Below are 17,940 nucleotides of genomic sequence, written 5' to 3'. Positions count from 1 at the left end.
ATAATGAGTGGGGTAAAGGAACGAATAGAAGAATTACGTAGAATTTTGAACGAAGCAAATTATAACTATTACGTCCTTGATAACCCTACAATTAGTGACGCTGAATACGATAGACTCCTTCGTGAATTACAGGAATTAGAAGAAAAATATCCAGAATATATAACTCTTGATTCACCAACCCAGAGAATTGGCGCAAAGCCACTTGAGGAATTTAAAACTGTTACACACAGAATCCCCATGCTAAGTCTTGATAATGCAATGGATGAAAATGAAATACGGGAATTCATTGAAAGAATAAAAAGAAACCTTTCAGGAGAAGACGTTTCATTTGTATGTGAGCCAAAAATAGACGGTGTAGCAGTTGAGCTTGTATATGAAAATGGTATTTTTGTCGCTGGGTCCACAAGGGGCGATGGCATTACAGGTGAGGATATAACCCAGAATTTAAAAACGATTAAATCAGTCCCACTCTCTTTAAGGTCGGATGAATTACCAATACCAACCCTTCTTGAAGTTCGTGGTGAGGTATATATAGAAAAAGAAAATTTCAACAAATTAAATAAAGAAAGAGAACAAAGCGGTGAACCACTTTTTGCAAACCCCAGGAATGCAGCAGCAGGTAGCTTACGTCAGCTTGACCCCTCAATTACTGCTTCCCGACCATTAAAAATATACTGCTATAGTCTTGGAGTATGTGAAGGATATAGCTTCCAATCACAATACGAATTCTTAAAAATTATTCCAAAGTGGGGATTTCGTGTAAATCCTAATATAACACTTGCTAAGAATGAAGATGAAGTCATCGCTTACTACCAAAAAATGGAACAACTTAGAGATACACTTCCCTATGAAATAGATGGTATAGTAATTAAGGTAAATTCTTTTAGCCATCAGGAAAAATTGGGCATAAAGACACGTAGTCCAAGGTGGGCTATCGCAGGTAAATTCAAACCAAGGTATGAAGTAACTCAGATCATTGATATAGAATCAAGCGTCGGTCGGACTGGTATAATAACTCCAGTGGCAATACTAAAACCGGTAAACATCGGCGGAGTAATTGTATCTCGCGCTACTTTACATAACCAGGATGAAATAGACAGAAAAGATGTCAGAATTGGTGATTGGGTATTTGTAAAAAGAGCTGGTGACGTTATACCAGAGGTGGTAAAGGTAATAAAAGAACGAAGAACTGGCAATGAAAAGACATATAATATCCCTGGTAGATGCCCTGTCTGTGGTGGAATCGTAAGACGAATTGAGGGAGAAGCTGCTCACAAATGTCAGAATATCAACTGCCCTGCAAAAATAAAAGGAGGAATTGAGCATTTTGCATCCAAAAGAGCTATGAATATAGAGGGACTTGGTACTAAAATTATTGAACAGCTTGTTGATAAAGGACTTGTAAAGGACATTGCTGATTTATATTTTCTAAATAAAGAGGATATACTTAAACTGGATAGGATGGCAGATAAATCAGCTCAGAATATAATTGATGCAATAAAATCAAGTAAAGAAACCACACTCGCACGCTTCATATATGCTCTCGGTATTCCAAATGTGGGCGAACACACTGCAAATCTTCTTGCTAATCACTTTGGGTCGCTGGAAAAACTTAAAAATGCAACACTTGAAGAACTGGAAAAAATAGAGGGCATAGGTCCATTAGTGGCTTCAAGCATCTACAATTTCTTCAAAGAAAAATCCAACTTAGAAACCACAGAAAAGCTCATTAAAGGTGGTGTAAAAATTAAAGAACCAGAGAAAGAAGAAACTGCAAAACCACTTGCTGGAGAAACCTTCGTCTTCACAGGCGCATTAAGCAGTATGACAAGGGAAGAGGCTCAGGAACTCGTCAGAAAACTCGGTGGAAATCCATCCAATTCCGTAAGCAAAAAGACCGATTATGTTGTAGTTGGCGAAAATCCGGGCTCAAAATATACAAAAGCATTACAACTCGGGGTAAAAATAATCAGCGAACAGGAATTTTTGTCATTAATAGATAAACTTAAATCCAAGTGAAATATTCATATATAAAAACAGCTTTTGTAAATTTTATTTCACAAAAAAAATATCTAACTGTTCTAATACTATTACTGGTAACATTAAAAATAAATAGTCAAACTACACCACCAGAGGAATATCCTCTCTACTATATTTTTATAAAAATTGATTCAACACTAAGCAATCTTGATATAGAGGCATACATAAAAATGCCATCTTATTATTCTCATCATAATCGAGTCTTATTAACATTCCCATTCTTCAGTTATTCATCAACAAAGTCATCATATTTTGAAAAAGTCCAATCCCGGCTTGAAAGCCCAATAAAATACACAATCACGGATCTTTTATTAAATAATAAACCCTGCACATATAATTTTTTAAACGATTCGACCATTTTTATCACTGCTAGAGGTTACAACGATACGATAAGTATCAAAATAAAATACAGTATACAAATACCTGTAGGGCAGATTATAGAATTACCTGTAAAGTATGGTGATATTACCATATTAAACAGATTTTATCCCTATATACGTTGGAATCAGAAAGAATTACCTACATTCAATATATTTAAAGTCTCGGCAGAAATTCCAAAGAAAGTAAGTATTGCAGGATCATCTGAAATGATTATTGATAAAGAAGAAAGGAAAAACATCTTTAATTTCAAAGAGTGTATTTCAAAAAGTTTTACTGTAATTCTTTCAAAAACAAGAAGGCTTTCGACAATTACCCAATCAGACATTGTAAAATACTTTCATAAAAATAAACAACGTACAAGTTCTGTTACCAAATTAATTAAAATAACAAATGATTATGTTACATGGCTTAATAAAAACATAAACCTCAATGAGAAACATTTGATAATAATCCCTGTAAGCAACAAAAACTACCACTTTGAAACTGGCTTAATATTTGTCCCCGAGACTGAAATTCAAAAAATTACCAACAGCTTCATACCTTCAATTGAAAATTACCTGTTTTATATAACCACACAGTATGTAAAGACAAAAATGCAGACTAGTGAGGATAATTTTATAATAGAGGCTTTGAAACTGTTACTAGTAAAGAACTATTTATCTAAATTCCCTATAAAAAAATCCAAGGACTTTAAAACGATGCTGAAATTTAGATTTTTTACATACATCATACCCAATATAGAAAAATTCTATAACTTTAATACTAGCCATACTCTTGTTTCAAGCAAAAATCTCCTACCTTTCACTAAGGAACTTATAGCTATACAATACTATGACAAATTAAAAACATTCAAAAACATAATAGGAGATAAAAATTTTTACAGTATGCTCAGCTCATACTTCGCAACCAACTCATATAAAAATCAACATATTGAATTGATAAAGTACTTTAAACAGATAAGCGATTCAGCTCAGGCGTCCTTAATTGATGAGGTATTCAAAAGCAATAAAAAGTTCAACATAAGAATAAATAAGCTCCTTGTAGAAAAATCAAATAATAAATTCATAAATAAAATTATTGTCTGTCAAAATTATAATGCAACTATACCAATAGATATCAGAATTAAGTCACAAAATAGTAAGGAAAAGATTAACCTAACTAAGGATTTCAAACCATATAGAGACACCTTAATAGTAGTTACTACACAACCCATAAGTTCAATTGAAGTAAATCCAGACAATAGCTACCATGAAGTATATTTCAGAGATAATTACTTGCCACGGAAAATACATATTACTCCATTCTACCTTATACCAAAACCTGAAGCTTATCATATCATTTTTTATCCTGACATCAAGTTCAATAGAAAAGAATATATTCGAATTGGCGTTACATTCAAAGGATCACACTGGATTGGTTTAAGACCATTGCTACCTTCAGAAGAAAGAAACGACTGGTATATAAATCTTAACTATGGTATACTGAGTAAACTTCCCGGTTACAGCATAGGCTACAGTACAGCAATCCCTATAATTCCTGGATCTCCGCGTATTGATTTTAATTTTAAAAGTACAAATAATGTTGAAAATGTTTCAATATCAACAGATTACTATTTAGGAGAAATCGGCTATCTGCTTCTCGGTAAAATTCATGGGTACAAAAAATTACTATTAACTTACAGCAAAACCCGTGTAAAATCATTGAAATATTTAGATGCAAATAAATGGGAAACAGGAAGATATAATTCAATAAATGTACAATTTATTAATTACCATAACTGGATTGTGCTCAGGCATATGCTTATTATAAACTATGAATTTACTCCATGCATAAATGACCGTAAATTTAATTATAGGAAATACAGCATGGACTTACAGCTTAGATATAAAATATTTCGAAGAATATGGAGCTTTAACAGAATATTTTTTGGGAATATTATAGGTGTAGTGCCAAAACAAAACCTATTTTATATCTTCGGGAAAAACACTTTCGAAAATACATTGCTTAGTAATTTTTACCAAATAAAGGGTTCTGGTGATATGAGAGGTTATGGCAAAAGAAACCTAAGCGGGAAAAACATTTTAACAACCAATAATGAATTTATATACAATTTATTTCTATACAATATGATAGACCTGGATATTCTTATTTTCACCGACTTTGGCATTATCCCGAAGCAGTTTAATAAGATACATATAAACGATATGATGTCTGATGCAGGGTTAGGAATTAGATTAAATCTATTTGAAAATATAAAAATAGGCGTGTTCTCTCCGATCTTCATATCGCATCCACCGAAAAATGAAAACAAATTCAAAGCCAGATTTATTATTTCAACTGATATTAAACTCAAATAGTACTAATCAATAATTTCTACTGTTTTTATTTTTTCATAATTATTTAATCTGTATAACACTTCGAATCCCTCTATTACTTCTCCAATTCTTGTAAATTCCATATCCAGGTTGGCGTTATCAGAAAGAGTAACAAAAAATTGATGAGACTGATAAACGCCGTTATAATTTAATAGTCCAACGGAGTTCCGGCTAAATTTTAAAGGGGAATGTTCTACTTTAATTATCCTTCCAGGGAAAGTATACCCAACATAAGTTGTATCCCCGAAAATAACAGTATTATTATCATCGCCTAAGGTTATAATACTATTGTTATAAACACCTTTTTTTATCGAATCTATAAAAAACTTTACAGAAAAAGGGGCAAAATCACTTTCACACTTTATTACTATTTCTCCTTTATCCGCTTTTACTTTCACATAATAACAACTTTTTTCATCAACAATTCTTTTTACTATATCTTTATCAATAAATTTTTCCTCTATATTTCTATATGATAATCCAAAATTCTCTCTAAATAGCCTCCTATTAATTGAAAACATAGCTGAGGCACTTATATAGTTACTAATATCAGATAAAGTAGCGAAAAATAGAAAACTCGAACCTCTATTTAGGTTTTCGTTCATTAAATTAACTAAAATTGGGGTTAATTCATTACTGTAGTAACCGCACTTACCAATTGAATTAATCGCGATAAGATTGATAATGGGGTTTTCTCTCTCCAACCCCCAAGAGATATACTTTGAAATAATTTCCTGATTACAACTATCTCTAGTTAAATAATTCATTAAAAGATTATAAGATAAGTATTTAGTTCTATTGTCGATTGAATTCAATATCTTTTTAAAAAAGTAAAAACCAAGACTATCCTCTCTGATGGATAGTCCAGAAAGAAAATATGGCAAATAATCCTCTCGCAAACATTCATTATACAAGACAAATAACAAACTATCAGGATAAACCGAAGCTAAAAATTGAATAGATGATAATCTAACATCTAAATTTCCGCAATTATTATAAATATTTTCTATACGTTCTACTAATTCCAAATCTATATCACGGCAGTTTTTTGATAAAAAGTAAATTGCCTTCGATTTTATTACCTCGTCATCAGATCCAAGACAATAATTCCAGAATTTTTTATACCTTTTGTAGCTATTAGCGTACCTCATAAATCTAAGTAAACTATTCTTATTGCTAATAGAGATAACAGTATTTATAATATTACTATCAACCTGGTTAAATTTTGTTGCGACAGGGATTATAAGAGGAGAAAATTTCATAAAATCATTTTTTAACAATTCATTAAATATTGGTTTGAGATTAAAACTTATTCCAGGGATTTTGGCTTCTGACAGAATCTTCAATGCTAATTTTTTATTATTATAAGAGCCATTTACAATTGTATTTATTAAAAAGTTTATTCTTCCTTCGGTGTATATACCACGAGCGAAAAAGTAATAAAGTGACTCAAATAGTAAATCATCTTCTGGATAATTTTCTAGAACCAGATATCTCAGATCAGCCTCCGTACCAATTTTACCAATTGCTTTCATTATTTCCACTTTTATATCGTAATCCCACTCAGTATTAAATCTTTCAAACAAAATCTTCCTGGCTTCGAAGGAATTAACATATCCAAGACTATAAGCAGATGCCAATCTTACAGATGCTATCTTATCATTTATGAACTCACTTAATATTTTCAAATAACAAGTATCAGCCTCAGCCGATAATATATACGCAAGTCTGCTTTTAACTTCAGGGAATTTGCTGCTAAGAAATTTCTTACATTTATCCTCTAGCCGCCCTTCTATATAATATTTATATAATTCTTTTAATTGATCATCTTGAGATTGCTCACACATACACAGAAAAAGAAAAATGAATAAAGTAAAAAACAATCCCTGTTTAAGAATTTTCACCACTATTCCCTTTCCAAATGTCTTTTCTCCAGTTCTAATAACTTCTCTTTTATTTGTACACCAGCTGAATACCCTCCAAGTGCCCCATCTTTCCTTATTACCCTATGACAGGGAATTAAAATGGGCAATCTATTTCTGGACATAACCCTACCAACAAATCTCGCTCCATTTTCCAGACCAACCATACATGATACCTCATGATATGAAGATGTCATCGAATGGGGAATTAAAAAAACAAAGTATAATATTTTCCTGGCAAGAACGCTATTTTCAAAATATAGGTAAAACTTACTATATCTTATAGGTGTTCCCCGATTAAAATACGATTTTAGTTGATCCAGAAAATCCCCATGGCAAGTGATAAACATTTCTTTTCCTACATCAACAGCACTTTTATAAAAAGAACAGCTACTATTTATACTTATAGCCAATATAAAATCTACACTGTAATAAATATAAATTTTAATATTCAGAGCATCAACATCTAAGCAATGTAAGAATACTTTAGCTTTCCTGCCCGATTGATACAGCCCTTTTTCAAGCATTTTGTCCATATAGCTGGAAATTCGTTTTAAACATATATTACAATTCCTCCAATGGTTATAAAATTCTACCTCATCCTTCAACGATAATTTTTTATTTAAAATATTCAAAATACCTTCAGAACTAATGTGTCCCATATTTTAACTCAATCGATGAGTATCTTTTTAATCACTTTACTCAACTTGGCGATACTGTATGGTTTAAAAATAATGTCACAAAAACCTAAATTTTCAGCCTCTTCCCTTGAAATCTTATCTGCATATCCAGTTGCTAAGATTGCCTTAACATCTTTATCATAATCCAACAAATTTTTTAATGTTTCGATACCATCCTTGCCACCGGGAATTGTCAGATCAAGGATAACAAGGTCAAAGGGATTACGCATCTCTTTTGCCTTTATATACTTCAAAATAGCTTCGTCACCATCACTGGCATAATCAACCGAGTAACCGAGTTGCCTCAAAATATCTCCTGCTACCCTTCTAATCATAATATTATCATCCATAACAAGGATTCTTCCCGATCCTTTGACTATTTCCTCAACCTCCTCTTCTTTCTCCTCCGCCTCTTGGGTGGTAGCAGGTATATAGATAATGAAAGTTGTCCCTTTACCCACCTCCGATTTCACTTCTACATGACCTCCATGACTTTTTACAATAGAATAAACTGTGGTCAACCCCAGACCGCTCCCGTTCTTTTTCGTAGTAAAATATGGATCAAATATTCTCTGGACTAAATTGTCAGGGATACCAATACCCTTATCTTCAATCTCAATTTTTACGTATTTACCAGGTGGTAAAGGTATTTGACTACTGACAGGCAAAATGACATTATCTACATCTACTCTTATAATCCCACCTTCGGGCATAGCCTGATCAGCATTAAGAAAAAAATTGTTGAATACCTGATGAAATTGTCCTACATCCACTTCTACAGGAAATAAATTCTGGTTAGATGTTATTTCCACTTTTGACTTTGATCCACTTAAGATAAAATCGGCTGATTCTTTTATAATATCGACAATGGTTGTTACCTTTTTTATGGGAGCATATCCTCGTGAAAATGTGAGGAGTTTTGATGTGATCTCCCGAGCACGAGTAACTGACTTTTCTATATCCGCAATATATTTCTTAAAAGACTCATCTTTATTTAACAGCTTTATAAGTGAGAGATTTCCCAATATGACAGTAAGAATATTATTGAAATCATGAGCAAGCCCACCTGCAAGTATTCCAAGAGATTCCAGTTTCTGAGCCTTAATTGTTTCCTGTTTTAATATTTCCCGCATGGTTATATCACGACAGATCATAAAAACAAAAACTTCCGAGCCGTGTAAACACAGGCTGGCATTTATTTCAAATGGTATTTTTCTGTCACCTGTACCTTTCAGCATTGCTTCAAATATCACATTCCTATTTTTGTATACTTCATCTATAACCAAGTCCAAATCTACATGGGACGGAACTTCAACAATGTCATTAAATACTTTAGCATTACCCAAGAAATTTCTCCCTGCTTCATTAATATCGATAATATCCAGCATTCCTGTGTCTTCATTATACTTTACAAGAATTATTATATCATTAGAATTATTAAACAACATTTCGTATTTTTTTTCACTTCTCTCTAATCTTTTGCTGTATTCCATAATTTTGGTAATATCCTGAATACTGCCGTCAATATATAATTCACCTCGCTGGCTTTCAATTAGCCTAGCATTTAACAAAACTGTAATCTCTTTACCAACCTTTTTTAGCAATTTAACCTGAACTCCCGCCAAAGTCGATTTTTTTTCAACTTCACTTTTCCAGTCCAGCCAATCATTGATGTCAAGGTGAAAATCCTTGATTTTTTTACTTATCAATTCATTTTTATCTTTATATCCAAGAATCCTCACAAATTCTGGATTCACATCAATAAATTCTCCATCAAGTGAGATTTTAAATAATCCAACAGGGACAAATTCAAATAACTCCTGATATAAACTTTCAAGCTCTCTGGCTCTTTTCCTCTCCTCACTACTTTTCAATACATTAATTATAGATGGAGCAAGTCGCTTAAAATGCTTCGATGATTTTACTATATAATCATCAAGTCCCTCTTTTATAGCACTCACCGCAATCTCTTCAGTACCTGTAGAAGTAAACATAATAACTGGTATATCTGGATTAATGCGCTTTATTTCTTTTAATACCTCAAGCCCATCTCCCCAGTTCAGCTTATAATCAGTTATAACTACATTATAGTCAAAATTTTTTATCGCCTTTTTATATTCTTCCCTATTTCTAACATCTGTAATTTCAATCTCCCTCAGTTCCTGTATAATATATTTACGCGCAATAATCCTATCGTCAGGATTATCATCTATTAAAAGTATTTTAATTCTTTTTGACATTGATAATTCCTGATATGCCTACAATTTCAAAAATAAAATTAATTTAAGTTAAATTTTTAAATATAATAGCACAAACAATTATTACACTGGTAAGCACTTCTATAATTTAGGATATATCGGCTTAATATCTATCGGCAGATCTTCAAGCTTTATTAATATATCTTTGACCAGTGGCGTAACTACCCTGTATGTATTAATAAAATTTTTCGCTCTGTTATAGTCACCCTCCGCCTGAATTACTAGTAATTCATTTGCCAGAGACCTTATTCCTTCCTTCATTCTATCCATATCAAAATCTAACTTACCGTTTCTATTGACACTTATAGCACCTTTTTTCATTAGATAATTGAACTGTATCAACACTCCGCCACCATGAGCTTCATCAATACCGAATCTAATTGACCTGAACATACCTCCAAGATAGGTTGAAAAAGCCTGATAATCGCTAATATCCTTGATAACACCTTTATCTATTAAGTAAATCATATTATATATACCAAGTACATCAGCTTTACACTCTTCGATCATAGGATACAGTTCTTTTAATTTATTCCTGACGGTAATCCGATTATTTCCATCAACCTTAATATAATCAGGTCCCAGCCCATGACTAATCTCATGCAGTAAGACATGGTTAAAATATGCATCAAATGAAACATTTTGAAGAGGCTTCTCTGCCAAAATCCTCTGAACAATAGGAATCCAGCATTTTTCGTATTTTGCTTCAGCTATATTCTTCAACATTACCTTCTTAGAGCCCTTAGCTTTACGTACCCTTTCATCGTTTGGCAAATTAAATGCAGTTGTTTGTATGCCAGCTTTTGTATCACCGGCAGAAAATACTTCATTAACCACTTTTATAGGTGAGGATTTACCTTTTTTAAAACTCTTATATTTATCTGGTATCGGCAGATTATTTTCAAGCTCAAAAATATAATTTTGAAAAATCTTAAGTTTTTCGCTCTCTTCTTTATCAACAACACAGATAAAAGCCTCATAAGCTGCTTTATAACCAAAGAGTTTGTCCTCATATACCTCATATGGACCAATAACAACCTCAAGATTCCCATTCAGATCCATCCAGGCTAAATCACTTTCATAATAATCATCAGTAAGAAACCCTTTAGCACGCAGGTTCAGGTACTTTTTCAAGCTCGAATCATTGGTTATGCTTGCAGCTTCTTTTAGAAGCTTTGCAATTGATTCAACTTTATCTCTGTAATATTCATGGTAGGGTATGGCAACCAGCATAACATTACGCCTTCTGATTACTGTAAAATTGGATTCAAATAATTTTCGCTGATCGGGATTTTCCTTGATATAGTTCAGAAATTCCTTTTTACTCATATCTTCAGGATAATAAGCCGCACCGAGTGGCTTTTCAATATTATTAATAAATGGTTTATCCCCATCAATTCTATTCCATGGACCAAACATAATATTAAACAATTCAAGGTAAGGTGCATATTCAGGATTTCCTTCCAATTCTCCTTTGATCCTTGGATTATTCTCATAAACCTGTAGTAGAAATAGCTCATCGATTATTTTTGCAGCTTCAGCTAATTTTCTAATTACCTTAATATCATTCTCTGTAGCCGAATTCCGATCAAACTTAATATGTACTGGTGACAATCTTTTTAACTGATGCTCTACATATTCCCTTTTAGCCAAACTTGTTATTATCTTTTTTGAACAGGAAAATAAAAACATTAGTATCAATACTAACGTAAGAGATTTTATAAAAGTATTATCTAAGTTTAGAAAATTACACACGATAATCTCCTTTCTACTCTATTTTGATAAAAAATTACCTCTCACTACAAATCAATTGTTATCGGACAAAAATATTACCAGCTATCTGTCCTGAATGGAGAAGCAGGTAGCCCTTCTTTATTGAATATAGTCGCATGTGGAGTATTGCACCATCCATATCGGACTGCTACTGGATTCTTGACTTTATCGCTAAAGACAATCAAAGTGTTACCTTCAACTTTCACCTCAGCAGGATAAAACACCCTATTTTCTCCAGCTATCTGGAAATAAGATTTCCCATCCTCTGGTTTATATATCAACCCATTCCTTGCATATTTGAAAAATACTCTGATTTTATCACCTTCAATCTCAATTCTTTCGTATATTGGACCCGAGCAAACAATGTCCATAAATCCATATGTCTTTGCAAGTGCCCATAATGCAAGTCTTTTTCCAACGTCCTGCTTATTAGCTGGATGGATATTTTCATCATCTCCTATATCGGTTGTAACAACCATACCTGTGTTTTCAACCGCCAGCATTGTTTTTAACTGAGCTTCCCTAAGCAGTTGAGACTGCGACCCCCCACCATAGTTGTACGGAGCTATTTGAACAAAATAAAACGGGAAATCATAACCCCAGAATTTTCTCCAGCAATTAATCATTGTAGAAAAAAGTGAAAAATATTTACTGGCATTACCAACATTTGACTCACCCTGATACCATATAACGCCTCTTATTGGAAATCTTACAAGAGGATAGATCATCCCATTAAAAAGCGTCGATGGAGTGTACGGGGTAAGATTTAGAGTTAACTTCGGTCTGGATTCAAAAGATTTATCTCCCTTACCAAATACATATAAGGTATTGTTCACAAATTCCGCAACAGGTTTATAGTACCATGCACCACTAATTGAAATGTAATCATTCGGGTTGTCTAATGGATATATTTTCATATCTTCCTTTGAACCATAAATTCCGCCACCTCCTCTGGTATCTATTACTCTAACAGCAATTACATTGTTCTTTCTTACAATATCTGCCGGGATTTCATATCTCCTCTTTTCCTGCCAGTATCCCATTTTCTCAATTCTTCCAATCTCGAATCCATTAAAAAACGTCCTATCCATATCATCAATTGGACCAAGTTCAATGACAAGCTTCTTTCCCATCCATTCTGATGGCAGATTAACAATTTTCTTAAACCATACGACTCCATCAAACTCACCAAGATCGGAACTCTCCCATAGTGTGGGCAGATCTATCTCATACCATCCTTCTGTTTTTTCATCGATATATAATTCATAGTTAAGGTCTAGATTTGCCCAGAAGGTATCATCAGACGGCACATTTATTTTCTTCAATTTTTCCCACCAATTCTTCAGCACAAAATATTCATTGCTGCCTTTTTCAATCCGATCTACTATATCTTCAAATCCCTCAACACTGGATAGGCAATTAGCACCCGTCCATGCTTCTATAGGAGTACCTCCCCAGCTGGAACTAATCAGTCCAATGGGAACACCTAAATTCTCATACAACTCTCTTCCAAAGAAATAGGCAGTGGCACTGAAATTCCTAACATTCTCAGGATTACATACTTTCCATTGTCCTGAAAATTTATATTCATGAGCAAATGATACATGGCGATTTACCGTCAATAACCTTATCTCAGGATAATCGGCATTTTTTATCTCTTCTTGAGCATTTTTAATGGTATCCTTCGGTGGAAAGCCAATTAGAGGCATCTCCATATTGGATTGACCTGAGCACAACCACACCTCACCAATCATTACATTTTTCACTGAGATTGTATCCTTCCCACAAAACGCTTTTAGTACAAACGGTCCACCTTCCTTCATTCTATTTAAATTTACTGACCACTCACCATTCTTATTAACAACTGTCTCATAACTTTGACCTGCAATTTCAACCACTACTTTATCACCTGGACTACCCCAACCCCAAACTTTTACTTCCATATTTCTCTGCAGAACCATATTGTCAGAGAAAACCGGAGCAATTTCAAAACTTTTGATTTCTTTCTTAGGACATGATATGATCAATAATAGAATTGAGATTATAATGAAAAAAATCGCTCGCTTCATAGCCTCCCTCACAATGATTTTATTGACAGTGAAATTAAACTTATATTTCAATATTTTCAATTATTAAAAATAATATCGATAAAGAAAGTGATTACATCCACGATTAATTTAAAAAGACGATATTATCTTTTGATATTTAAAAGATAATTTTAAATTCAACATGTTATTTTCACTTTATATTAATAATTATAAGATGGTTTTTAGACAGGCTTATTTTCTAAGTTTTATATGTATTAAAAATAGAAAATGCAGGGAAATTTATTAAAATGGATAATGGAAGTTCTAATAGAAGAAAAATAAAGAAGAAAAGAAAAAAACGAAATTCAATAATAAGATTGTCACCTGGTATGCAGATTACCCTCGCCATTTTACTATTCTTTTTAGTTCTTTATGTAATCCTGAATTTTCTATGGAAATATTGAAAAGCTTTACCCACAAATCAGTATTTATTTCATCAGAATAATATAACGTTTTGGAAATAACTAATATGATTCCAGAACAATAGTTGCACCTTTACCATATTCCTTTAGCACAGCTGACCAGGCAACTTTTCCTTCATTATCAGTCAACATGTATTTAATAACACCCCCGGGTATACTGTCATTTATCCACCACTCAATCTTGCCTTCACTGGAAACAGACACGAATACCACATAATCGCATTCAAACTTACCAGCAGGCGTTTCAACTACTTCCTTTCCAACAGTAGCACCCTGTATACTTTCATCTGTAATCTTTGCTGGCTGTATATATACAATCTTTTCGATGATAGGTACCTCACCCTCATTCCTATTAGTATCGCGTGCTCTCAGGCGAACAATTCTTTGTTCAGCGGGTGAGAGTAAAGCTTCATATATCCATGTCTCATCACCGCTTACCCACGAAATTCTCCACCATCGGTTTCTATTGTCAAGTTTCTTTAAAAATGCTTTTTCAATAATAACCTTTGATCCATCATTTTCAGACATTTCATATTTAACATATTCTCCTGGACTAAATACTATCTTACCTACCCAATAACCACCTGGTGAAAAGGTATATGAAAAAAGCACCTGTGCCTGCAAAGCCATAAATCGCCCCCATTGTGCAGTCGCAGGTTTAGGTATATCGCTCTTCGGAGCAAGTCCGGAATAAACAGCTTCTTCAACTTTCTTTTCAACTGTCTGACTTACACCCTTTTCAACACCTCTAATCACAGAGTCCACTATGATTGAACACGAAGATACCATAAAAATAAGGAAAAAATCATTGAAGAAATAAAAAGATTTGATGAATTGATTCTCATACATCCCCTCCCCTATTATATTTACCAAAATACATTCACAATCAAAATGTAATCTTTCATGTAGAATAATACAATTTTATATCTTTGGTATTGGGTAATGAAGTTTTCCTCCAGTGTTTTACACACCCTGCTTTTTTAATCAAAATAAGTAGGCTTAAAACATTAATAGCTAGCAGGCTTAAAGGCTTGCAAGCTTGTTAGCTTGTTCACTGGTTATATTTTCCTCAAAAATAGCAATACAACTTTACTTGCTTGCTGGCTTGCCCCGAAGGTTCGATAGAACTCCTTCGGAGGGTCTCATAGAGACTGGCTTGATAGCTTGCTCGCTTTTTTCAATTTCTCATCTGAATGGACACTCCCCCCAACTGCCTAAATTACTACTTACAACAACCTTTACGCAATCTTAATCTCTAAATTTTGGAAACCTGTTGTAGGGGCATAGAGGGGTAGGCATTATTCTTCTCTAAAAATTCCATAACCAAGAGAAGTTTTAGCCCCAATTCCGTATTCCTTGACAGCTTCTTTAAGGTAGTTTTCAGCCTTTTGTAGCAAATTATTTTCTTTACTTGCAAGATGAAATAGGAACTTCGTATTTTCAACTGTTAAAAACTTAATAGGTACAGGATCCTGCCAATCTGCTGGTGGTTCTTTCCCATCGTAATAGCTTGAATAATGGGGATTAATTATATCAACTTTAAGGTTTACTTCTTCTATTGGATAAGCATCAAAAAATATTATTTCACCCTTATGATTCTGAGTACCAAAAATATTCTGAAATTCTTTAATACAATCCTGTCTTTGCTTTAAAAAATCATAAAATTTTAATGATGTCTCATCTCTATCCCTTTTGATTTCCTCTACCCTAAACTTTTTTTCAAAATCCCATTCATCCAGCCTTTCATCTTTATTATTCAATTCAGCTGATTCAAGAATATTTTCAAGAGATTTTATCTGTCCAAAATAAGTTAAACCAATTTCCTCATAAATTTTCAATAATAACCAATATCTTGTAACTCCTTTTATCGCACTTCCAGGTATATACGGTATTCCATAAATATGATGAAAAGTCATAGATGTTTCCTGTGGATGAGAAGATCCAAGGCCAATGACAAGTCTCCAGGGACATAAAAGAACAAAATTCTTACTCTCATATCCTGAATATTTCAAATGATTTATGACCCTTTTCTGTCTTGCCACTATCCTGGGTATAATACTATTTTTCATTTTATCAAATTCTCTTATAACAAGCTCCAGATACTTATCCTTATTTTCATTTTCAGAAATACTGCTTTTTGGTATCAATCTACCAAAAAGAAGATGGATATTTTTCTCAAAACTTTGAGGAAACTCATAAAACCAATCTATCTTTCTCCCATTCCGCACTATTTTCATATTAATCAAAGAATAGAGAATTTCAGATGTATCCCTACAATTAAAAAATTTATAATTCCTAGAGGATTCCTCTATTCTCTTTTTTATATTCATTATTTAATTATCCTCCTTTATCAATCCTTCTACGAATCTTCTGAGCCAGCCTAAAAATGCAATTACTTCCTGAGTAATATATCTATAATCAATTGAATCACAAGAGATAACCCATTCTATTAAATCCGATTCATTATCTGGCATAGATATTCTAGAAGTACAATCACTTTTCATATAGTCAGTTAATTGCTTGTAAATTAAATCATAAGAATTCCCTTTTTTAGATTTGGCCTTAATAAAAGCAAGTGTTTGCCCAAGCCCATTTGAAAGTATCATCTGTGGAATTCTTTTTACATGAGATTGATATTCTTTTTTCTTCTTTTGATCAGATTTTTTTATAACATCCTCAACACATTTATAAGCAAACTCCGCTCTCCCTTTTTCAATTTTATATATAATATTCCCTTTCTCACCCATTTTAATCCTCCAATAGCTTTATTCTTACAATACCTTTTCCTATGGTCTGGTTTCCACCAAGATGAATGACCTCAGGTACTTTCAATTTGAAGAAATTCATAACTTTCTCTGCTTCTTCATCTGGATTCTCTCCTTTAAAGGGCCCTTTCTTCTCTTCTTTAACTCTAACAGGTGTAGTCATTACAATTGAATAAAGAATACTATCTTGAGGTAGATACTCTTCCGTCCAAAGTGCACCACTTTGAACAGTACCAGTTTCAGAATCAATCTTTGTTCTGGTAATGACCTCAGTTGAATGTGTTACAAATTGTTGAAAGTCATCGTCAGATAGTACTACAAGGTTTTTCCTTAACTTATCCTTCCAATACTCATATGCCGTATCTTCATTAAAAACAATATTAGAAAGTATGCTTGCTACTTTGCTTGTCTTATTACTTTTTTCTATTTTAAAAGTAAACTCTTCAAGAACAATTCTATCTCCAAAAATAACAAGGTCCGAATCTTCCGGTACTGTATACCTGATTTTTTCTAAATTCCATTCCTTTATACTATCTACCTTGTCAGCAAATTTCATATCTTCAACAAACCTATTCAAAACCATCGGACAAGTAATCCAGCCAAAAACACCCTTTAAAGACTTTACAGGGAATAATAAAATTTTAGCGTCAGTAAAAGCAATTGAACCAGCGTGCGCATCTCCCTCTTCTGGACCAAATACCAGAGATATAAGATCATCATTACTCATATTTTCTAGAGAAGACTCTACATTTGCTTCCTTTTTAGAAAACCTAAAAGCCTCCCTTATACATCCTTTAAGTCCTGATCCTTCAATTTTCGGGAAATTTGTGTATTTTTCCCTCTGTATTGGTAAATCCACAATTCCCAACTCAGAACCGCTACCTGCATGGATAGGACTTTCTGCAATTAAAATTAATGGTGAAAACTTTCTATACATATCCTTCCTCCTTTGTAAGTTCTAAGTATAAAATTCCTCTATTAGTTATATTTATTCTGCTAAATTTTCCCGTCGATCTATCCAGTTCCCTTACTATAAGTCCATAATGTTCCAGTCTTTCTATCTCTTTCGAATATTTATTTTCTAACATTTCATATTTAATATCATCTTCCATGCTTTTCTTTTTAAGTATTTCTAGAAGTTCTCTCTCTTTATTTTTTGGTATATAAAACAGAGGAGGGAATACTATTACATCATCAAACTCTTCATGTATATAATATACCTCACAAAAAGACATAA

12 protein-coding genes are annotated in these 17,940 nt (G+C 33.0%); 2 read left to right on the top strand and 10 right to left on the bottom strand.

Features of this window, described 5'->3' with window-relative positions:
• The first annotated feature begins 3 nt into the window (after positions 1–3).
• The gene (gene ligA, locus H0Z29_08915; protein MBO8131619.1) at positions 4–2,019 is read left to right on the top strand and encodes an NAD-dependent DNA ligase LigA; all 2,016 of its coding nucleotides are present in this window, start codon (positions 4–6) and stop codon (positions 2,017–2,019) included.
• Positions 2,016–4,778 (top strand): hypothetical protein, encoded by a 2,763-nt coding sequence (locus H0Z29_08910; protein ID MBO8131618.1) that lies wholly within the window; start codon positions 2,016–2,018, stop codon positions 4,776–4,778. The genes ligA and H0Z29_08910 overlap by 4 nt, the downstream gene beginning before the upstream one ends.
• Before the next feature lie 2 nt (positions 4,779–4,780).
• Here H0Z29_08910 and H0Z29_08905 read toward each other — a convergent pair whose 3' ends face one another.
• The 10 genes from H0Z29_08905 to H0Z29_08860 form a co-directional block, all read right to left on the bottom strand.
• Entirely contained in the window at positions 4,781–6,700 is a 1,920-nt protein-coding gene (locus tag H0Z29_08905) for a peptidylprolyl isomerase (protein ID MBO8131617.1), read from the bottom strand.
• 2 nt (positions 6,701–6,702) lie between these two features.
• On the bottom strand, positions 6,703–7,380 hold the full coding sequence (locus H0Z29_08900) for an MGMT family protein (protein ID MBO8131616.1): 678 nt from the start codon (positions 7,378–7,380) through the stop codon (positions 6,703–6,705).
• Positions 7,381–7,388: 8 nt separating this feature from the next.
• Entirely contained in the window at positions 7,389–9,638 is a 2,250-nt protein-coding gene (locus H0Z29_08895) for a response regulator (protein MBO8131615.1), read from the bottom strand.
• Positions 9,639–9,737: 99 nt separating this feature from the next.
• Positions 9,738–11,378 carry a peptidase gene (locus H0Z29_08890; GenBank protein ID MBO8131614.1) on the bottom strand — a complete coding sequence of 547 codons (1,641 nt, stop codon included), beginning with the start codon at positions 11,376–11,378 and terminating at the stop codon, positions 9,738–9,740.
• A gap of 107 nt (positions 11,379–11,485) precedes the next feature.
• The gene (locus H0Z29_08885; protein MBO8131613.1) at positions 11,486–13,498 is read right to left on the bottom strand and encodes a hypothetical protein; all 2,013 of its coding nucleotides are present in this window, start codon (positions 13,496–13,498) and stop codon (positions 11,486–11,488) included.
• Positions 13,499–13,980: 482 nt separating this feature from the next.
• Positions 13,981–14,787, bottom strand: coding sequence for a hypothetical protein (locus H0Z29_08880; GenBank protein MBO8131612.1), 807 nt, complete (start codon positions 14,785–14,787; stop codon positions 13,981–13,983).
• A gap of 449 nt (positions 14,788–15,236) precedes the next feature.
• Positions 15,237–16,268, bottom strand: a complete 1,032-nt coding sequence (cmr6, locus tag H0Z29_08875; GenBank protein MBO8131611.1) for a type III-B CRISPR module RAMP protein Cmr6 — start codon at positions 16,266–16,268, stop codon at positions 15,237–15,239.
• A 3-nt stretch (positions 16,269–16,271) separates the two neighbouring features.
• Positions 16,272–16,685, bottom strand: coding sequence for a type III-B CRISPR module-associated protein Cmr5 (gene cmr5 / locus H0Z29_08870; protein MBO8131610.1), 414 nt, complete (start codon positions 16,683–16,685; stop codon positions 16,272–16,274).
• 1 nt (position 16,686) lies between these two features.
• Positions 16,687–17,640 (bottom strand): type III-B CRISPR module RAMP protein Cmr4, encoded by a 954-nt coding sequence (gene cmr4 / locus H0Z29_08865; GenBank protein ID MBO8131609.1) that lies wholly within the window; start codon positions 17,638–17,640, stop codon positions 16,687–16,689.
• On the bottom strand, positions 17,633–17,940 hold a 308-nt coding region (locus H0Z29_08860), incomplete at its 5' end, for a hypothetical protein (protein MBO8131608.1). The genes H0Z29_08860 and cmr4, both read right to left, overlap by 8 nt.

The sequence above is a fragment of the Candidatus Neomarinimicrobiota bacterium genome (assembly GCA_017656425.1).
Classification (GTDB): domain Bacteria; phylum Fidelibacterota; class UBA2242; order UBA2242; family B5-G15; genus JACDNV01.
The sequence above is the reverse complement of the archived record's forward strand: the minus strand, read 5'-3'. Positions and strand labels throughout refer to the sequence as shown.